Source organism: Roseibacterium elongatum DSM 19469 (assembly GCF_000590925.1).
In the GTDB taxonomy this organism is placed as follows: Bacteria; Pseudomonadota; Alphaproteobacteria; order Rhodobacterales; family Rhodobacteraceae; genus Roseibacterium; species Roseibacterium elongatum.
Genome location: NZ_CP004372.1, coordinates 1,008,126 through 1,027,246 on the forward strand (window position 1 = coordinate 1,008,126; position 19,121 = coordinate 1,027,246).

Consider the following 19,121-nt stretch of genomic DNA (forward strand, 5'->3'; position numbering starts at 1 on the left):
GCCGACCTTGCGCCTCGGGGCAGGGATGGGCCGGTTACTCGGCGGCGACCTCGGTGGCCGAGGGGACCGCGGCCATCACCTTGTCCAGGATCGCGTCCGCGGCCTCGCGCCCGTCGCGGATGGCCCAAACCACCAGGCTGGCACCGCGCACGATGTCACCGACTGCATAGACATTTTCGATCTGGGTCTCATGGGTGCGGAAATCGGCCTTGATCGTGCCCCAACGGGTCACTTCCAGCTCGGGCACGTTCCAAAGGCTCGGCAGATCCTCGGGCTCGAAACCCAGCGCCTTGATGACGAGGTCCGCGTCTTCGACGTAATCCGCGCCCTCGATCACCTCGGGGCTTTGGCGGCCGGTGGCGTCCGGGGCACCCAGGCGCATCTTCTGCACCATGACGCTTTCGACCGCGTCACCGCCGGTGAAACCCTTGGGCGCCGACAGCCAGACGAACTCGACGCCTTCTTCCTCGGCATTCTGCACCTCGCGCTGCGAGCCGGGCATGTTGGCCCGGTCACGACGATACAGGCACTTCACGCTGGTGGCGCCCTGACGGATGGCGGTGCGCACACAATCCATCGCCGTGTCGCCGCCGCCGATGACCACGACGCGCTTGCCCTCGGCGTTCAACTCGCCCGAGGTGAACTCCGGCACGCTGTCGCCAAACCCGATACGGTTGCTGGCGGTCAGGTAGTCGATGGCGCGCACGATGCCATTGGCCCCGACACCCGGCGCGGGCAGGTCGCGGGACTTGTAGACACCGGTGGCGATCAGGACAAAATCGTGCTTTCCGCGCAACTCGTCAAAGGTGATGTCCTCGCCGACATTGCAGTTCTGCACGAAAGTCACGCCACCCTCTTCCAACTGGGCGTTGCGACGCATGACCACGTCCTTTTCCAGCTTGAAGCCGGGGATGCCATAGATCATCAGCCCGCCTGAGCGGTCGTAGCGGTCATAGACCGTCACCTGCAGACCGGCCCGGCGCAGGCGGTCCGCCGCGGCCAGACCACCGGGGCCAGCCCCGATAATGCCGACGGATTCGGGGCGTTCCTCGGCGGGCGAGATGGGTTTGACCCAGCCTTCTTCCCAGGCGGTGTCGGTGATGTATTTTTCGACCGCGCCGATGGTCACGGTGCCGTGGCCCGACTGTTCGATGACGCAATTGCCTTCGCACAGGCGATCCTGCGGACAGATGCGGCCGCAGATCTCGGGGAAGGTGTTGGTGGCCTGGCTGACCTCGTAGGCCTCTTGCAGGCGGCCCTCGGCGGTCAGTTTCAGCCAATCGGGAATATTGTTGTGCAGCGGGCAATGCGACTGGCAGTAGGGCACACCGCATTGCGAACAGCGGCCCGCCTGCTGGCGTGCTTTTTCCGTTACATACTCGCCGTAGATTTCGTTGAAATCCTCGCGCCGCTGGTCGGCGTCGCGCTTCGACGGCATCTCTTTCGGGATGCTGACAAACTTCAGCATGGGTTGCTTGGCCACCGAATATCTCCCATCTTGCTGCCGCTCCTATACCGACTGGCTGACAGGATAAAAAGACAACAATGCTGACCTATAAGGGCGTTTTTCAATCTCATATACACCAAATCCGCCACTCGCTAGCAATTTAATGTCATATATACTGACTTACTGTTCAGAAGTATATTTTCTTTCAATCGCTTATGATGTTCCCTCTGATACATCCAGGATCCATAGATGAGTCTATTTCACCTCTTCCTAGTGGCCGTCATCCAGGGGATTACCGAGTTTTTGCCCGTCTCCTCGTCGGGGCATCTGATCCTGCTGCCGAATCTCTCGTCCTTCGAGGATCAGGGACAAGTCATCGACGTGGCGGTACACGCCGGCACGCTTGGCGCTGTCATCCTGTATTTCTGGCGCGAGGTGAAGCTTGCCATTCTAGGCATCCCGCGCCTGCTGACCGGTCGTCTGGACACGCCCGGCGCGAAACTGGCCTTTCTTCTGGTCATCGCGACCCTCCCCGTCGTAGGGGTCGGCCTTGTCCTGCACGCGACCGGCGCCAGCGACCTGTTGCGCTCGGTCGCGGTGATCGGATGGGCCATGATCGTCTTCGGTATCGTGCTTTACTGGGCTGACCAGCGCGGCAGCACCGTCAAGCAAAGCGCGGACTGGACCCTGCGCGACGCCATCGTCATGGGGTTGTGGCAGGCCGTCGCCCTGATACCGGGCACGTCGCGTTCGGGGATCACCATCACGGCGGGGCGGTTGCTGGGCTATGACCGCGAAAGCGCGGCGCGCATCGCGATGCTCATGTCCATCCCGACGATCACGGCCTCTGCGCTGCTGCTCGGGGCCGAGGTCGTCGCCACGGCCGACATGCAAATGGCCCGCGACGGCGCCATTGCCGCCGCCATGTCCTTTGTCGCAGCCTTCGCGGCGCTGGCGATGATGATGCGCCTGTTGCAGAGCGTCAGTTTCACACCTTACGTGATCTACCGCATCGTCCTTGGGGTGGTGCTGCTGGCGATCGCCTATGCCTGAGTGTGATCTTCGGCGGCGAGGTTCTTGGCGCTTTCCTTGATCTTGGAATACTGGCCCGACGGGCGATACGGCCAAAGATAGTCTTCCAGGACCGCGTCCATCCCAACCGGCTCAATCCCCAGATCCGACAGACCCATCCGACCCTCGGACACGACATTGTCGCGGCGCAGGTTGCGCACCTGATCGCGCGTCAGCAGCGCGTTGTGCAGCAGGCCGCCGGTCAGCATCTGAACGGTATCCAGAACCCCCGCCATGATGCTGGCGATCCAGAACGGCACGTTCACGATCAGACGGCGGCGGCGAATGACCTCCAGCATCTGTTCCATCAATTCGCGGAAGGTCTTCACATCGGGGCCGCCCAATTCGTAGATGCCGGGCTCGACCTGGCCCTTGACGCTCTTGACCGCGGCCTTGGCAACGTCATCCACATAGACCGGCTGAAACCGGGTCGACGCACCGACAACCGGCAACAGAAACCCGGTGCGGGTCATCTTGGCGAAGCGGTTGAAGAATTCGTCTTCGGGGCCGAACACGATCGAAGGGCGCAAGATGATGGCCGTCGGAAACGCCTCGAGCACCGCTTCCTCGCCTTTGCCCTTGGATTCGGCATAAAGGCTGTTGCTTTCGCTGTCCGCGCCGATTGCCGAAATCTGCACGAAAGAGGTCACGCCCTCTTCGGTCGCGATTCGCGCAACGCGGGCCGCGCCGTGATGCTGGATCATCCCGAATTTGTTCTTGCCGCGCTCGGACAGGATACCGACGCAGTTGACGACGACATCCGCGCCATGAATGGCCGCACGAACCGAGTCATCGTCGCGCACATTGGCAAAGATCGGCTCGACCTGTCCCACTGCGCCGTAGGGGCGGACAAACAACGCCTCGTTCGGGCGCCGGACGGCCACGCGCACGCGCCAGCCCTCCCTCGCCATGCGTCGCGCGATGTAGCGCCCCACAAACCCTGAGCCGCCGAAAATCGTCACGAGTTTGGCCATGGCATCCACCTCCGGTCGTCGTTTGGTCGGAAATAGGCTTTGCGCGAGGGGCGGACAAGTCGCAATTCACGCCTCCGGGGGCCGCAAACTGCCGCGCAAGCGGTGTGATCGCGCGGATGCTACTGGTCAGGTGTCGCCAGACGCCCTATCCATCGAAGATATGTTTGCTCATCTGAAAGCCGCTGTCGCAACGCTGCTGATCCGTGGGGGTCACCCTGCCGGTGTCCGCCCAACAGGTCGAATTGCGCGCGCCCGAGACGTCCGAGGAGTTGCAGGAGACACTCCGCGCGGCCTCCTTGCTGTTTCGGCCGGCCTCGGAGGAGCCGCGCAGCGCACAGGATATCCTTGCAGCCGCGCGCGCCGATTATGCGCGCCTGACGGCGGCCCTTTATGATGCCGGTCATTTCTCGCCCGTGGTTCGCATCCAACTGGACGGTCGCGAGGCGGCCACAATTTCGCCCTTTGCGGTCCCGGCGGCCATCGCCCGTGTCGAGATCCGGGTCGATCCCGGCCCCGACTACAGATTTGGCGAGGTCGAGATTGGCCCCTTGGCCGGGCGCAGCGACGCGATTCCCGAATTCGCGCGCGGCGAACCGGCCAGCACATCCGTTCTGCGCGACGCCGCCGCTGCCGCCATCGACGGCTGGCGCGATCGCGGGCATGCCCTGGCCGATGTCGCCGGCCAGCAAATCACCGCACGGCACCGTGACGCGCGGCTCGACGCGGATATCCGCCTCGACCCCGGCCCGGTTATCACCTTTGGCGCCCTGATCCCGCAGGGCCATGACCGCATGCGGCCCGAACGGATCGTCGAGATCGCGGGCCTGCCAACCGGACTGACCTATTCACCGCAAGAGGTCGCGCGCGCCGAGGAACGCCTGAGAGAGTCGGGCGTCTTCTCGGCCGTGGCTTTGACACAGACCGACCCGAGCAGCGGGAACGTCATGGATTTCACCGCCGTCGTGGCCGAGTCGCCCTTGCGCCGGTTCGGATTCGGGGCCGAGATTTCGACCGAGGATGGCGGGTCGCTTTATGCCTATTGGCTGCACCGCAACCTTTTCGGCGGGGCCGAGCGTCTGCGCTTCGACGCCGCCATCACCGGGATCGGCCAGCAGGAGATCTCGACCGAGGCGATCGAGGGGATCGACCTTGAATTCGGTGTCCGGTTCTCGCGCCCCGCGACCTTTACGCCCGACACGACGGCCGTGGCCGAGCTCAGAGCCTATCGGCTTCAAGAACCTGGGTTCACCGTAACCGCCCTTGGTGGCGAGGTCGGGGTCGAGCATGTGTTCGACGAGCGCCTTGAGGGGTCCATCGCGCTGGGGCTGATCGGCATGCGGATCGACGGGCCCTTTGGCGAGTTCGATATCGGCTATGCCTTTCTGCCGACCGAACTGCGCTGGGATAACCGCGACGATCCGCTCGACCCGGCGGATGGGGTTTATGTCGCCGCCGCGGCCACGCCGTTTCTGACGACCGAGGGCGGCGCGGGCGCACGCCTGCTGCTGGACGCCCGCGGGTATCTGGGCTTTGGCGCCGAGAATCGTACGAGGCTGGCGGCCCGCGGTCAGATCGGCAGCGTCATCGGTGCCGATATCGCCGAGATTCCGCCGGATTTCCTGTTCTACTCCGGAGGGTCTGGCACCGTTCGCGGACAGGAGTATCAATCGCTCGGTGCGGATTATGGCGGCGTCGAAGCCGGGGGTCGCGGCTTTGCGGCGCTGTCCACCGAACTGCGTCAGGATATCGGCGAGTCGAATTTCGGGATCGTCGCCTTTGCCGACATGGGTCTGATCTCGTCGGATGCCGGGTTTCAGGACGACCCTGAATGGCACGCGGGGGCGGGGCTGGGACTGCGCTATGCAACGCCCTTCGGGCCGATCCGTGTTGATCTGGCGACCCCGGTGCGCGGCGGCGGCACGGGCGAGGACGTCTTTCTTTATATCGGCATCGGGCAGGCATTCTGATGCGGAACATCTGGCTGTCTCTCTGCATCGCCCTGATGCTGCCCCTTATGGCGCAGGCCCAAAGCGACGCCGACGGCGATCGCGGCCGCATCGTGCAGTTTCTGGAAGAGCAACTGTCGGACGGCGCGCGCGAGGTCCGGATCGACGGGTTTCGCGGGGCCCTGTCTTCGACCGCGGAACTGGATCGTCTGTCCATCGCCGACGCCGAGGGCGAGTGGCTGATCCTTGAAAACGCGCGTCTGGTCTGGACACGATCGGCGCTGTTCAGGCGTGCCCTCCAGATCGATGAACTTACAGCCGAACGGCTGGTCATCCTGCGTCGGCCCGTCACCGATGCGGACGCGTCGCTGGATTTGCCCCCGGCCGAGGCGCAGCCCTTTGCCCTGCCCGAGTTGCCGGTCCGCATTGCCATCGACCAGATGGCCATCGACGAGATCGACCTCGATGTGTCGGTCATCGGGGTAGGCGGGCGATTCTCCCTCGATGGCGCGGCGCGACTGGCCGATGGCGATGGCGCGGCGGATATCGAACTGGTGCGGCTGGATGGGCCCGGCGACGTGTTCGATCTGTCGGCCAGTTACGCCAATGACACCGACATCCTGTCCGTCGATCTGTTGCTGACCGAAGAGGCGGGCGGTCTGGCCTCGGAACTGCTGAACCTGCCGGGGCGGCCCGCGCTCCGGTTCGCGGTGGATGGCGAAGGCCCAATCGACGATTTCACTGCTGAGATCGCCCTCGAGACCGATGGCGCGCGTCGGCTGGGGGGTATGATCACCAGCATGGCGCAAACGGGCGGCGATCACGTGATCGCCCTGGATCTCGGCGGCGACCTGACACCGATGATGCCGGTCGAATATCACGGCTTTTTCGGCGACGACACCAGCCTTGCCGCCTTGGTGCGCCTGCATGCCGATGGCGCGATCTCGCTTCAGGACATGAACCTCAGCGCGCGGGCCCTGGAATTGACCGGTTCGGTCGCGCTGGACGCGGCGCGGCGCCCGCAGGTGATCGACGTCACTGGCACCTTGGCCGACCCGGCCGGCGCAGGCCCGGTGCGCCTGCCTGTTGGCATGGAGGCCCGCCTGCGGCGCGCGACCCTGGCGTTGAATTTCGACGCCACCGACAGCGATGCCTTTGTTCTGGAGGCCGATATCGCGGCGTTCGAAACGGATGATCTCGGCATTCGCCGAATCGCGCTGAGCTCGAATGGCACAATCACGCCCAGTGCCAGCGGCATCGGCGCCGTGGCCGCAACCGTGACGGCCGATATCGATGGCCTGGCCCATCGCGACCCCGCCCTTGCCCGGGCCATCGGCGAAACGGTCGGCTTTCGCAGCCAGGTATCCTGGACGGAAGGAGCCGCGATCCTGATTTCGGGCCTGTCGCTGACGGCCGGTGACATCATCGCCGGGGGCGGGGCCAGTGTGCAGGTCGGACAGGCGCGGCTGGACACGGCGCTGGATCTGGCGCTGCGCATCGCGGATTTGTCGCGGCTGTCGCCCCTCACCGGCCAGGACCTCGACGGTCAACTCGATGCCGGCCTGTCGGGCCGTGTCGAACCGCTCTCGGGTGCATTCGACCTTGTCGTCGAGGGCAGCGGCCAGGGTCTCGGGTTCGGGGCCGGCTTGCCCCCCGCCCTTTTCGCCGGAGAAACCGTGCTGAGCCTGCATGCGATCCGCGATACGGGGGGCCTTCGGGTCGAACGGATTGCCCTCGACAATGCCGAGCTGGCGCTGTCCGGTGACGGATCGCTCCACACGGCCGGGGGGCAGTTCGCCGCCGATCTGCGCCTGCGCAACGTGGGCCTGTTCACCGATGCGCTGAGCGGACCGATCAGCGCCGATGCCCAGGTCACCCGGCGCGGCACGGCCCCATGGCAGATCGACGTGGCGCTGAACGGGCCGGGCGGCATGCGCGCGGGGGTCACGGGCGGTGTCGGCCTGCCGGATGGCAGCGTCGATTTGCAGGCACAGGGCAGTCTGCCCCTGGCGCTGGCCAATCGCTTCATCCGGCCGCGATCCGTCAATGGCACGCTGGGGTTTGACCTGGCCGTGCGCGGGCAGCCCGGATTGTCCGCGGTGTCAGGCACGCTTACGACCAACGGGGCGCGGGTGTCGCTACCGACCTTGCAGGCCGCGCTCGAGAATTTGGCGCTGTCGGCGACCCTATCGCAGGGGCAGATCCGCCTGGATGGCGGCGGGCGGCTGAATACCGGGGGGCAGGTCTCGGCACGTGGCACGATCAACCTGTCCGCCGCGGGCATGCCGGCCGATATCGCGATCACGGCCGACAATGCCCGACTGGTCGACCCCGAGTTGTTCGAGGCGCGCATCACCCGCGCGGATCTGAGCGTATCGGGCCCGTTGACCCGGTTCTTCGAGGTCGGCGGCCTTGTGACCTTGGGCGAAACGGAACTGCGTGTGCCGGAAACCGGGCTTGGCGGCGCGGCCCCCATTCCCGAGATCCGCCACGTGAACGAAACCACGGCCGAGCGTCAGACCCGGCGTTTCGCGGGGCTTTTGGCGCGTAGCAACCCGGCGTCGGCCGGCGGCGGGGTCGGTCTGGACCTGACGATTGCGGCGCCGGGGCGAATCTACCTGCGGGGGCGCGGCATAGATGCCGAATTCGGCGGCGAGATCCGCCTGAACGGGACAAGCGCACAGGTCATTCCATCGGGCCAGTTCAATCTGATCCGCGGCCGGCTTTCGATCCTGGGAACGCGACTGGATTTCACCGAGGGCAGCGCAACCCTGCAAGGCAGTTTCGACCCCTTTCTGGACCTCACCGCCGAAAGCCGGTCGGGGGGCTACGTGATCAGCATCGGGGTCAGCGGGCCGGCCTCGGCGCCCGAGATCACCTTTGCCTCGGACCCCGCCCTGCCCGAAGACGAAGTGCTGGCGCAATTGCTGTTCGGCCGCTCGGTGTCGTCGCTGTCGCCGGTGCAGTTGCTGCAATTGGCCGATGCCGCGACATCGCTTGCGGGTGGCAGTACGAACAGCGGCTTTCTCGCCAATCTCAGGACGGGCCTTGGCCTCGACGATCTGGACCTGCAAACCGATGATGAAGGCAACGCGGCGGTGCGGGCGGGGCGGTATCTGTCGGACAACATCTATACCGATGTCACCGTGAACGCCGACGGCGAAGCGGACCTTTCGCTGAACATCGACCTGTCACCGGATATCACCGCGCGCGGCAGTTTTTCTTCGGATGGCAACAGCTCGGTCGGTGTGTTTTTCGAACGTGATTACTAGGCGTTTCCCGCCATCCGCAGAAAACACCCCAAGCCTTGTTGACACGCCCCCGGACCCACGATATCAGCCGCTCCCACGACACCGGCCCAGGTGGCGGAATTGGTAGACGCGCTAGCTTCAGGTGCTAGTGTCCGTATGGACGTGGAGGTTCGAGTCCTCTCCTGGGCACCATCCCCTTCCGGGGTCCGCAACACGGGCCATAGCATGCAGGAAAGGGAACGGGCGTGACCATCCATCTTTACCAGAACGACCTACCGGATGGGTTGGACCTTGGCCCCAAGGTAGCGATCGATTGCGAAACCATGGGCCTGATCCCGCAGCGCGACCGCTTGTGCCTGGTTCAATTGTCGTCGGGTGACGGCCATGCCCACCTGGTGCAGATCGCGAAGGGCCAGACCGAGGCCCCGAACCTCTGCCGCCTGCTGACGGATCCAGACGTTCTGAAGCTGTTCCATTTCGGGCGCTTCGATATCGCGGCGATGTACAATGCCTTCGGTGCGCTTGCCGCGCCCGTCTATTGCACCAAGATCGCGTCGAAACTGATCCGCACTTATACGGACCGGCACGGGCTGAAGAACCTGCTCCAGGAACTGCTCGAGATCGATATCTCGAAACAGCAGCAGACCTCGGATTGGGGCGCGCCGGACCTGACCGAGGCACAAATGGCCTATGCCGCATCCGATGTCTTGTATCTGCACCGCCTGCGCGACGCGTTGAATGCGCGCCTTGATCGCGAGGATCGCACCGAGATGGCCAAGGCCTGTTTCGAGTTCTTGCCGACACGGGCCAAGCTTGACCTGGCCGGTTGGCCGGATATCGACATCTTCGCGCATTGACCGGCCGACGCCAATGCCAGCCGCGAGTCGCTACAGCAAACTGGTCACCGGGCTCAAGCTGACCCTTCCGCTGGCGGCGATCGGGCTTTTGTCGACGATGTTCCTGTTTTCCAACCCGCCCGATCCCGAACAGGCGATCCCCTACGCCGATGTCGATGTGGCGCAACTGGCGCGTGAGCAGCGGCTGTCACAGCCGCGCTTTGCCGGCGTGCTCGAGGATGGCCGCGCATTGACGCTGGTCGCGGATGCGGCAACGCCCAGTTTCGCCTCGGACGGGATGACGACCAACGCCATCGTGACCGAAAACGTAGCCGGTCGCCTGGAACTGGCCGATGGCGATATCCTGCAACTCGAGGCAGCACATGGCACCATCGACATGGCGGCGCAGGTGGCCGACCTGCGCGGCGGCGTAAGGGCGCAAACGGAAACGGGCTATACGGTCATCACCGATGCCATCCGCATGCAGTTGGCGCAAACCGGGCTTTTGTCCGAAACCGCCGTCGAAATCACCGGCCCCGGCCTGATGCTGAGCGCCGGCGCCATGGAGGTCACCGATCAGGCGGGCGGCACGGTTGTCAGTTTCACCAACGGCGTTCGACTGCTATATCAGGCACAGAACTAGGGAGCGCGGATGCGCAGATTTCTTATCCATAGCTTGGTTTGCCTGATCGCCCTTGCGGTTTTTCCGGCAGCGGGTGCGGCACAGGTCGCCATCGGCTTTGGCGGGGTGGCCTATGACCCGAACCAGCCGGTCGAGGTGACGGCCAACAGCCTGACGATCGACCAGACCACCGGCGAAGCCGTTTTCGACGGGAATGTCCTAGTCGTGCAGGGCGATCTGCGGATGGCCGCCGGCCGGGTACGTGTTCTGTACTCCGACAGTACCGGCCGCAACGAAGTGCAGGAGGTTGTCGCGACCGGGGGCGTGTTGGTGACGCGTGGCGCCGATGCCGCCGAGGGTGGCGAAGCCCGCTACAACGTGGCCACCGCGGTTCTGACGATGCGGGGCGATGTGCTGGTCACCCAGGGCGGCACCGCCGTCGCAGGCGACCAACTGGTGGTGAACATGCGCACAGGCAACGGATCGGTTGATGGGCGCGTCCGCACGGTTCTGGACACCGGCGGCTCGGAATGACCGACCGGCTGCACCTGTCCGTTGCCGGTGGCGGCGCCACGGGCCTGCGCATCGACCGCCTGCGCAAGAGCTACAAGCGACGGCTGGTGATCCGGGATGTCTCGTTGCACCTGAACCGGGGCGAAGTCGTGGCCCTGCTGGGCCCGAACGGATCGGGCAAAACCACGTCCTTTTACTGCATCGCGGGATTGATCACGCCCGATGGTGGCAAGGTCACGATCGACGGACAGGATGTCACGCTGTTACCCATGTATCGCCGTGCCCGGGCGGGGATTGGCTATCTTCCACAGGAAATGTCGATCTTTCGCGGTCTCTCGGTCGAAGACAACATCATGGCGATCCTCGAAATCGTCGAAAGGAACCGCGCCCGTCGCAAGGAGCGCCTCGAAGAGCTGCTGAGCGAGTTTTCCATCGAGCATCTGCGCCGTGCGCCCGCACTGTCTTTGTCCGGCGGCGAACGCCGGCGGGCCGAGATCGCGCGCTGCCTGGCCTCGGACCCGCGCTATGTGCTGCTCGACGAACCTTTTGCCGGGGTCGACCCGATCGCGGTCGGCGACATCCGGCATCTTGTGGGCGAGCTCAAGACACGCGGCATCGGTGTGCTGATCACCGACCACAACGTGCGCGAAACCCTCGAGATCGTGGACCGCGCCTATATCCTGCATGACGGCATGATCATCATGTCCGGGACGGCGGACGAGGTCGTGCGCGACGAAAACGTGCGCCGCGTCTATCTGGGCGAAACCTTCAGCATCAAGTGAAGCCTTGGCTGCGCGCCGTGATTACATTGACATCCGGCCCAGACTCACGGCCAAATGGGGACGATGACCGCACTTGCTTCATCCCCTTCCGGTTGCAGGACGTCGCGCCGCATTGCGGCCGAACCGAAGGCGCGGAAGAACCCCGGACAACAGCAAAAACCCTCGCGCGGAGGCTTGGCCTGCGACGGCCTTTCTAGTATGCGCGCCCAATAAATCGGGAGACAACATGCGTTATCAAATCAGCGGTAAGCAGATCGACATCGGCGATGCCCTGCAGGTTCATGTCAAGGACAGCCTCAACAGTGTCGTGGGCAAATACGCCGAACGTCCGACGGACGCGACGGTGATCTTTTCGAAATCGGGGGCCGAGTTCGTGTGCGAAACGACCGTGCACCTGTCGACCGGCATGACGGCCTCGGCCAAGGCGTCGGCGCACGAGATCTATGCCGCGTTCGAAAAGACGGCGGACAAGATGGAAAAGCAGCTGCGCCGCTACAAGCGCCGGCTGAAGGATCACCACCGCGAACGCACGCAGCCCATCGATGTCATGCAGGCCGCGTCCTATATCCTTGCCTCTTCCGAAAGCCATGACGAGGACGCCGAACCCGAAAGCCTCCAGCCCATCATCGTGGCCGAGATGGAGACCAAGGTTCCCTCGCTCTCGGTCGGCGAAGCCGTCATGCAGATGGAAATTTCCGGCGCACCGCTCTTGGTGTTCCGCAACGAGAAACATGATGGCGTGAATGTCGTCTACCGCCGCGACGACGGGAATGTCGGCTGGATCGATCCGACCCTCGACTGAAACAGACTTCATGCGCCGCCTCCGTCCAACCGACTTGGGCCGGGGCGGCTGCGAACAAGGGATTCCGGAATGGACCTTTCGCAACTGCTCAGTCCGCAGGCCGTCAAGGTCGTCAGCGACGTGACCAGCAAGAAGCGCCTGCTGCAATGCATTGCGGATCTGGCCGAAGGTCTGATCGGGCTGAAATCGTCCGAGATCTTCGATGCGCTGCAGGAACGCGAAAGCCTGGGCCCGACGGGCGTGGGCCATGGTGTGGCATTGCCCCATGCGCGGTTGACCGATCTGACCGAGGTCAAGGGCGCATTCCTGAAACTGGAACGCTCCATCGATTTCGACTCGGCCGACCGTCAGCCGGTGGACCTTGTCTTTGCGCTCTTTGCCCCCAGCGACACGGGTGTCGATCACCTCAAGGCGCTGGCGCTGGTATCGCGCACCCTGCGTGACGATGCGCTTTGTGCCAAGCTCAGGGCGAATTCCGATCCCGCGACGCTTCACACCCTGTTGACCGAGGCACAGGCCAGTCAGGCCGCCTGATCCGCTACCGGCGGTTCCAACGCGGAAAGCCGAAATTGAGATAGTCGCGGCGATACACCTCGATCGCCGCTTTCTCGACCTTGCCGTCATAGATCGCGTCTAGCGCCACCGGACCGGGCAAGTGCTCGGGCCGGTATTCGGGACATGTCGCGACCCCCACCGCACGCGCCAGCGCTGGCAACTGCTCGGCCAGATCGTCTTCCTGCACAATGGCATGGGTCAGAGCCACGGCGGACACCCCTTGCAAGACAGCTGTCTGGCTAGCCCACGCCTGATCGACACGGATACTGGTCTGCCCTGCCAGATTGCCCTTGAGAAACGCCAAGAAGGCGGCGAAGGCCTCCTTCTGGTGCTGCGGCGTCCAGGTCTCGTCGGGCGCCTTGTTGGGGATGGGCAGGTTGTAGCGCTGCCGCAGGATCTTGCGGGGGTCGGCATAGGCCGGTCTGTCGGTCGGCAGAATGAAGCGGTTGAACACGACATGCGCCCGCAACAACGGATGCCTGAGCGCCGAAAAACTGCGATAGCCGGGATGTGATTTCATCCAGGCCCGCAAATCCTTCTGGCTCATCTTGCGCAACAGGTTCTCGCGCCCGACGCCGCCGATCTGGCCCATCCAGTCGAGGATGGCCTGTTCCGGTGCGCCCTTGATCGGCATGAACAGCAAACCGACATCGGGATGCGCGACAAATCCGGGGGACCCCTGCCTGCCGTGGCGGCTCGAAATCGGGGGCACGGTCCAAACCGAACCTGTCGAGGTCTTGCAGCGCCGTAACCATCTCTTCGTAATTCTCGACCTTGTCGCGCAGATCCGAGGGGTTCTGTTTCTTGAGTTTCTTCGATGTCTGATCGACCTGCCCCGATGCGCCGAGAAACCGCGCCAATCCGTTCAGGATGTCGGGATCGTTGATATCCTCGTAGCGGATGTAAAACGCTGTCTGACCCGTGGTCTGCAAGCCATGGCGCAACCGGTCCTGAAACGGCATCAGCGCATCCAGCAGATCGTCGAATTCGCCGGCGTCAAAGGTGATCCGCGCCGATTTCGCATTCTTCATGTCGGTCAGACGCCATTGGCCGGTCGCGGTGGCGATCTTGCGGCTGACATAGCTGTCCAGCGGATTACGCGTGAGGATGACCTTTGCGATGCGCGGATCGGGCAAAATCGCATCCACCACCCGATCGTCATGGTCATGGAAAAGGCGAAAGCCGGGGATTCCTTCGGTCTGCTCGATGATCCGCGCGATCAGGCCAAGCGGATCATGCTCGCGCCGTTCCATGTCGTAATCGAACAGCTCGAACCGGTTGTGATGTCCCAGGAAGGTCGGATTGAAGACCTCGCCGTAACAGGTGATGTCGGGGAAGGCATTCAACGACTCCTCGAGATAGTTCGAGCCGGTGCGCATTTCGGCGAAAAGAACGAATGCATCGAAAGGTCGGATCATGTCTCAGCGCACCAGATAGGGCCGGCCGCCATCGCCGGTCTGATTTTTCGGGGCGAACCCCTCTTGCGGGAAATCTCCCACGACGAACGGGTTCATGCCCTGGTTCTTGAGGTTTTGCAGAAACTGCGGAAACCCGCGCAGATCGCGCATGCGCGGTGCCTCGGTCAGGCGCTGAAGGGGGGCACCCTCCATCGCGTCGAGAATGCCTTGAAGGTTCTCCATCGGTTCCTCGATGAAATCCGCAAGCGTCCAGATGCGAATATCCGCACGGGCCCCGCGGTCGCGCAGAACCTCGACAAACTCGACCTCGCGCCGTTGCAGGCGGGCGGCCTCGGCCCGGATATCGGCGAAGTTGCGGTTCGCCGTGAACAGCCGCACCGCCCAGGCCCCGGTGATGACCGAGATCTGCGCATTGGCATCGTTGGCCATGAACGCGCCCGGACGCTGGTTGTCCTGCGGCCCGAACATGAACACCTGCCGCTCGCCGCGCGTGTTCCACACCAGGTTCTTCAGGAACGCCTCGGGGTTGTAATCACGCAGCTTGGGGTCGGCGGACAGGCAGCCGGCATAGACATCGCCATGCCCCGCGAACCGGACCTTTTGCGGTGCGAACAGGTTGCCATGCACGGTCGTGCCAAGGCGGCGCGACAACCACCCTTCGAAATCATCGAACAACTCGTTGAACCCCTGGAACAACGAATAGGGGGCGGCGGTGCGCCCGTTTTCCCAGCCAAGATTGGGGAACCGGCTGTGCATGTAGAGACCCGCGCGCCCCCGCGTCCGACGCACCAAGGCCTTTGAGAACACCTTGTCGATCTTGCCCGGTGCGGGTTCGGCCATGCGTTCACCGGTATGTTCGGCACTGAGGAACGTGCGGTACAGGCGGTTGGCCTGCGGCCAGATCTTGCGCGCGATAAAGCAATCCGACCGCCTGAGAAGATGCAGGTGATCGTCGTAGAACACATGCGGCTTGCCCTGGAAATCAAACTTGGACAGTGTTAGTGACCGGCTTTCGATATTGCGCGCATAGTTTCGGACAAGCGTCTGATAATAGCTTTCGTCCGGGATCCAGACGAGTTTGAAGTACCGTTCCAATTCGTGACGACGCGGATCGTCCAGAATCGCCGACAGGGTTTGCCGCGTCAGACACCACCATTGGCTGCCCAGATGGGGCACGACCCCATCGGGAATGCGGCGTTGAAACCCGACCCGACGCTGAAGGTCGACATAGCGATCGAAGAGATGTCGGTGCCGCTTCCACGAAAAGGGAAACCGAAAGGTGAAGCGTTCCGCATTCAGACCCCCCACGGTCCAGTCCACATCCCGGATCGTGACACTTTCGATGAAGTCCGTCGTCGGCCGCGCGGCCAGATAGGCTCGCAGATCGTCCACCGGTCTGAGCGGCAGGCAGGACCCCGATACGAGATAGACATTCCGGACACCGGGAAACGTGTTCAGCATCAATTCACTGGCGGTCTGGCTGGCCTGAACCAACGACCAGGTGCCCCATTCGCAACGATGCCGCTTGCTGAAATGCACATTCTCAAGGTCCGACAACCTGCGCCGAAACTCCTCGAACCGGTCGCGCCCGACGGATTTGTCGACATGGATCACCACGGGGCAGTCACGTTCTGCCCAGTGTCGCGCGACCTGCGCAGCACGATGCAGCGCGGTATGGCACAGCATGACAAAGCCCAAAGTGCTCATGCCCAGTTCCCCTTGGACATGAGGCCGAGGATCTCGAGTTGGCGCCAATTGATGTAACGTTCCGACCAGCGCGTCCAGAAATCGGGATTCTGGCTCAACCCCTCGTGATAGGCCCGGTATTCGGCACTGGCCGCATAGTGTTGCTTGCGATCGAGCTCTTCCGCCGCCTTCTCGGTGAAGATGTCGAGGAACTTGGCATGCAACAACACGCCCGAGGTCTTTTCCCCGCCCCATTCATCATAGACGAGGTTCAGCCCCCGGGGCAGCAACATGTGGGTCGAACTGGCATAGGCATAGGAGCGGTGCCATTTCACCAGCGGGATCTTGTTGAGCGCCGGGGCGCGGGCCGGTTTATCGGCAAAGAAGCATCGCGCGCGCGGCCCCCCCTGAATCCAGAGGTTTCCATAGACCCAATTGCGCGTGATCGTGTAGTTGCCGGCATCGAACCACGAGGCGATCTTGAACGGGTCGTCGCCCTCGGAATAGGGCTGCGCGGTGATCGCCCCCTTCGGGTACATATCCAGCAGCATTGTTCCGAAGCTCTTGATCGAGGATGCATCGAGCCAATCGGTCAAGGCCGGGATCGGCCGCGTGTCGGAGAACGGAAATACCAGAAACTCGTCGGGATCGACCGTCAGGCACCAATGCCCGTGGCCATAAAGGCGCAGCAGACGATTGATCCAATCCATCCCGAAGCGCGAGCGCTTGTAGCTGGCCGAAGTGGTCCAGACCGAGCAATCGGGTTGTTCGGCAAGGTATTCGCGCGTGCCGTCCTCACTGTCGTTATCTACGAAGAAAAAGTGCGAAACACCCCGTTCGCGGTAATAGGACAGAAAGTACTTTAGCCGGACACGCTCGTTTCTGAGCGTGCAAAAGCACAGCACGTCGCGGGGGCGGATCGCGTCGGTCCGATCAACGACGGGCAGCACGCTCCGGCTTTTTCGCCAGGCGCGGATCAGGTATTTGCGGCGCTCAAGGCGCAAGGCGTAGCGTCGGGCCGCCTTCATTCTGTGCCTTCCTGCTCGGCTGCGTCCTTGGACCCGAGGGCAGACGCAACAAGGGAGAAATGATCCTGCCAGTCGGGAAAATCATACACCGTTCCGACAGGTGCGGTCAGATTACCCGAAATTCGTTTTTTTATCGTTTCCGACCAAGGATACGCATCGTTTGGAGTCAGGTAAACGACGTGCTGACCCAGAACCTCGCGCAAAACGGCAAGATCGGCACAAATCGGCAACGCCCCCTGCGCCAAAGCCTCGATCGGCGGCAGGCCGAACCCCTCGGCATGGGATGGGTAGAGCAAGGCACTGGCCGCCGCCAGATGCGCGGCGACCTCGGTGTCGGGCAAGGCGCCATGCAAATGGATCTTGCGCCCAAACAAGGGATGCGCCCGGATCGTCGCGATGATCCGGGACGACTGCCAACCCGGCGCGCCGATGATATGCAGCTCCGGCATATGCGTATCCGGCAGTGAATCGGCCAGAAGTCGCCATGCCTGCAGGACAAGCGCGTGATTCTTGCGCGGCTCGATGGTGCCCAGCATGACGAAGCGCGCCGGATCGCGCGCGACCCCGGCGATACGGGGCATCGGGGTCAGACCCAGATGCGCGACAAGGGTCCGTGGGCACGGTTCTCTGCCACGCCACAGGTCGGATAGCTGGCGTTGCGTGTCGTGCGAATTGCAGATCACGAGATCGGCGAAGCTGGCGACGTTCGTAAGCTTGATCGTGAAGGAGCCAGCCTGTTTCGGGGGCCCGAACTCTGGGTGGCGGATCGGTATGATGTCATGCACGAGGATCGCGACCCGAACCCCTGATGACCTGAGGGGTGCAAGGGTCTGACGGGTGAGGTTCGAGTGCCCCGTGTTGAGATAGGCTATGGGTTTGACACGCTGACGTGCGAGCAGGCGGGCCAACGCCCCGTGAGCGCTTCGGTCCAGCGCAAATGGGCGCAGGGCCGCCTCGGCGCGATGTCGCGGGCGCTGGCCACGGCCGGTCCAGCGTGACCAGGCATCGGCTTGGCCGAGGGGCGTATCGCCCTTGACCATCGAGAGGAGACAGGCGGCCCCGTCCGGTCCGAGCAACAGGTATCCCCGCGTCGTTCTGCACAGAAACCGTGCCTTGGGCGTTTCGGTCAGGAGCTGTTCGGCATAGGCCAGTTCGACCCGATCAATGCCCGAAAGAGCCCCACGCCCCACGCGCGTCAAAAGCCGGGTGACATCCAACCAGAGTGTGCCCGGCAATCCGGACACCAGGGTCACTGTGCGGCGTTTCGGGCCGAAATCACGTCGATCAGGTAGTCCGTGAATTCGTCTCGAAGGTCGTCGCGGGCCATGCCGAAGGCGACGGTGGCCTGAAGGAAGCCCGCCTTTGATCCGCAATCGAAGCGTTGCCCCCGGAACCGGAACCCATAGACGTTGTTCGCCTCGGAAATCTCGCGCGCGATCGCGTCGGTAAGCTGAACTTCACCGCCGGCACCGGATTTGATCTTGTTGAGATGGTTCATGACATTGGGGCTGAGGATGTAGCGCCCGATGACGGCAAGGTTCGAGGGGGCCGTTCCCGGCTCGGGCTTTTCGACCATGCCCTTTACCGACACCACGTTGCCCATGTCTTCGTTGATGTCGAGAACCCCGTAGGCGTGGGTCTTGTCATCGGGCACATCCATGGCGGCGACCATGTTCCCGCCCGTTTCCTCATACGCCTCGACCATCTGTTTCAGGCATGGCGTTTCCGCCGCGATGACATCGTCTGGAAGAATGACCGCGAAAGGTTCGTTCGACAACAAACGCCGTGCGCACCACACCGCATGCCCAAGGCCCAACGCCTTGTGCTGCCGGATATAGGCAATGGCGCCCGAGTCCATGTTGGTTGTTTTCAGCGTCGCAAGGAGATCGTCCTTGCCCTTCTTGCGAAGAGCGTTCTCAAGCTCGGGCGAGTGATCGAAATAGTCCTCCAACGCGCTTTTGCCGCGACTGGTGACGAAAATGAAATCCTTGATCCCGGCGGCCCGCGCCTCGTCGATCGCGTATTGGATCAACGGCCGGTCCACGAGCGTCATGATCTCCTTCGGGATGGATTTGGTCGCCGGAAGAAACCGTGTCCCAAGACCAGCAACCGGAAAGATCGCTTTGGTAACCTTCTTTTTCATCATATCCCTCATTAAACCGCCCGGCCGCCCCGCCAGTCGCCCGCAGC

At 63.3% G+C, this 19,121-nt stretch carries 16 protein-coding genes and 1 tRNA gene; 10 read left to right on the forward strand and 7 right to left on the reverse strand.

Translation table 11 applies throughout. The features are described 5' to 3' along the window. Positions 1-34: 34 nt before the first annotated feature. Positions 35-1,483: an NAD(P)-dependent oxidoreductase gene (locus ROSELON_RS04795; protein ID WP_025311293.1), complete on the reverse strand. Its 1,449-nt coding sequence runs from the start codon at positions 1,481-1,483 to the stop codon at positions 35-37. 213 nt (positions 1,484-1,696) lie between these two features. Between ROSELON_RS04795 and ROSELON_RS04800 the strand changes: the two genes are divergently transcribed. Further along, the gene (locus tag ROSELON_RS04800) at positions 1,697-2,500 is read left to right on the forward strand and encodes an undecaprenyl-diphosphate phosphatase (protein ID WP_025311294.1); all 804 of its coding nucleotides are present in this window, start codon (positions 1,697-1,699) and stop codon (positions 2,498-2,500) included. Here the strand turns inward: ROSELON_RS04800 and ROSELON_RS04805 are convergent. After that, complete coding sequence (locus ROSELON_RS04805) at positions 2,491-3,492, reverse strand: complex I NDUFA9 subunit family protein (RefSeq protein ID WP_025311295.1); 1,002 nt, start codon at positions 3,490-3,492, stop codon at positions 2,491-2,493. The genes ROSELON_RS04800 and ROSELON_RS04805 overlap by 10 nt on opposite strands. 203 nt (positions 3,493-3,695) lie before the next feature. Here ROSELON_RS04805 and ROSELON_RS04810 point away from each other — a divergent pair, with 203 nt between their 5' ends. The 9 genes from ROSELON_RS04810 (at position 3,696) to ROSELON_RS04850 (ending at position 12,778) form a co-directional block, all read left to right on the forward strand. Then, a complete protein-coding gene (locus tag ROSELON_RS04810; protein ID WP_025311296.1) occupies positions 3,696-5,459 on the forward strand; it encodes an autotransporter assembly complex protein TamA in 1,764 nt (587 codons plus the stop codon). Then, positions 5,459-8,710, forward strand: a complete 3,252-nt coding sequence (locus ROSELON_RS04815; protein ID WP_025311297.1) for a translocation/assembly module TamB domain-containing protein — start codon at positions 5,459-5,461, stop codon at positions 8,708-8,710. The genes ROSELON_RS04810 and ROSELON_RS04815 overlap by 1 nt, the downstream gene beginning before the upstream one ends. 84 nt (positions 8,711-8,794) lie before the next feature. Further along, positions 8,795-8,881 (forward strand) — tRNA-Leu (locus ROSELON_RS04820). A 53-nt stretch (positions 8,882-8,934) separates the two neighbouring features. After that, positions 8,935-9,546: a ribonuclease D gene (locus tag ROSELON_RS04825; RefSeq protein WP_025311298.1), complete on the forward strand. Its 612-nt coding sequence runs from the start codon at positions 8,935-8,937 to the stop codon at positions 9,544-9,546. Between the two features lie 13 nt (positions 9,547-9,559). Next, the gene (locus ROSELON_RS04830; protein ID WP_025311299.1) at positions 9,560-10,168 is read left to right on the forward strand and encodes a hypothetical protein; all 609 of its coding nucleotides are present in this window, start codon (positions 9,560-9,562) and stop codon (positions 10,166-10,168) included. 9 nt (positions 10,169-10,177) lie between these two features. Further along, positions 10,178-10,681, forward strand: a complete 504-nt coding sequence (locus tag ROSELON_RS04835) for an LptA/OstA family protein (protein ID WP_038650201.1) — start codon at positions 10,178-10,180, stop codon at positions 10,679-10,681. Next, on the forward strand, positions 10,678-11,442 hold the full coding sequence (gene lptB / locus ROSELON_RS04840; protein WP_025311301.1) for an LPS export ABC transporter ATP-binding protein: 765 nt from the start codon (positions 10,678-10,680) through the stop codon (positions 11,440-11,442). Before ROSELON_RS04835 ends, lptB begins: the two co-directional genes overlap by 4 nt. A 226-nt stretch (positions 11,443-11,668) precedes the next feature. Further along, positions 11,669-12,244, forward strand: a complete 576-nt coding sequence (gene hpf, locus ROSELON_RS04845; RefSeq protein ID WP_025311302.1) for a ribosome hibernation-promoting factor, HPF/YfiA family — start codon at positions 11,669-11,671, stop codon at positions 12,242-12,244. A 69-nt stretch (positions 12,245-12,313) separates the two neighbouring features. Further along, a complete protein-coding gene (locus ROSELON_RS04850; protein ID WP_025311303.1) occupies positions 12,314-12,778 on the forward strand; it encodes a PTS sugar transporter subunit IIA in 465 nt (154 codons plus the stop codon). 4 nt (positions 12,779-12,782) lie between these two features. Here ROSELON_RS04850 and ROSELON_RS18630 read toward each other — a convergent pair whose 3' ends face one another. The 5 genes from ROSELON_RS18630 to galU form a co-directional block, all read right to left on the reverse strand. Further along, on the reverse strand, positions 12,783-13,433 hold the full coding sequence (locus tag ROSELON_RS18630) for a hypothetical protein (protein WP_245605414.1): 651 nt from the start codon (positions 13,431-13,433) through the stop codon (positions 12,783-12,785). A 787-nt stretch (positions 13,434-14,220) separates the two neighbouring features. Then, positions 14,221-15,924, reverse strand: coding sequence for a DUF5927 domain-containing protein (locus tag ROSELON_RS04860; protein ID WP_025311304.1), 1,704 nt, complete (start codon positions 15,922-15,924; stop codon positions 14,221-14,223). Then, positions 15,921-16,931 (reverse strand): glycosyltransferase family 2 protein, encoded by a 1,011-nt coding sequence (locus ROSELON_RS04865; RefSeq protein ID WP_025311305.1) that lies wholly within the window; start codon positions 16,929-16,931, stop codon positions 15,921-15,923. Before ROSELON_RS04865 ends, ROSELON_RS04860 begins: the two co-directional genes overlap by 4 nt. Continuing rightward, on the reverse strand, positions 16,928-18,184 hold the full coding sequence (locus tag ROSELON_RS04870) for a glycosyltransferase family 4 protein (RefSeq protein ID WP_025311306.1): 1,257 nt from the start codon (positions 18,182-18,184) through the stop codon (positions 16,928-16,930). The genes ROSELON_RS04865 and ROSELON_RS04870 overlap by 4 nt, the downstream gene beginning before the upstream one ends. After that, positions 18,181-19,074: a UTP--glucose-1-phosphate uridylyltransferase GalU gene (gene galU, locus ROSELON_RS04875; RefSeq protein WP_025311307.1), complete on the reverse strand. Its 894-nt coding sequence runs from the start codon at positions 19,072-19,074 to the stop codon at positions 18,181-18,183. Before galU ends, ROSELON_RS04870 begins: the two co-directional genes overlap by 4 nt. Positions 19,075-19,121: the final 47 nt, after the last annotated feature.

Bases quoted from the DNA above. Each gene is read 5' to 3' on its own strand.
- ROSELON_RS04805 (WP_025311295.1), bottom strand. From the start codon at position 3,492: ATGGCCAAACTCGTGACGATTTTCGGCGGCTCAGGGTTTGTGGGGCGC.
- galU (WP_025311307.1), bottom strand. From the start codon at position 19,074: ATGAAAAAGAAGGTTACCAAAGCGATCTTTCCGGTTGCTGGTCTTGGG.
- ROSELON_RS04800 (WP_025311294.1), top strand. From the start codon at position 1,697: ATGAGTCTATTTCACCTCTTCCTAGTGGCCGTCATCCAGGGGATTACC.
- ROSELON_RS04865 (WP_025311305.1), bottom strand. From the start codon at position 16,931: ATGAAGGCGGCCCGACGCTACGCCTTGCGCCTTGAGCGCCGCAAATAC.
- hpf (WP_025311302.1), top strand. From the start codon at position 11,669: ATGCGTTATCAAATCAGCGGTAAGCAGATCGACATCGGCGATGCCCTG.
- ROSELON_RS18630 (WP_245605414.1), bottom strand. From the start codon at position 13,433: ATGCCGATCAAGGGCGCACCGGAACAGGCCATCCTCGACTGGATGGGC.
- ROSELON_RS04860 (WP_025311304.1), bottom strand. From the start codon at position 15,924: ATGAGCACTTTGGGCTTTGTCATGCTGTGCCATACCGCGCTGCATCGT.
- ROSELON_RS04815 (WP_025311297.1), top strand. From the start codon at position 5,459: ATGCGGAACATCTGGCTGTCTCTCTGCATCGCCCTGATGCTGCCCCTT.
- ROSELON_RS04835 (WP_038650201.1), top strand. From the start codon at position 10,178: ATGCGCAGATTTCTTATCCATAGCTTGGTTTGCCTGATCGCCCTTGCG.
- lptB (WP_025311301.1), top strand. From the start codon at position 10,678: ATGACCGACCGGCTGCACCTGTCCGTTGCCGGTGGCGGCGCCACGGGC.
- ROSELON_RS04850 (WP_025311303.1), top strand. From the start codon at position 12,314: ATGGACCTTTCGCAACTGCTCAGTCCGCAGGCCGTCAAGGTCGTCAGC.
- ROSELON_RS04830 (WP_025311299.1), top strand. From the start codon at position 9,560: ATGCCAGCCGCGAGTCGCTACAGCAAACTGGTCACCGGGCTCAAGCTG.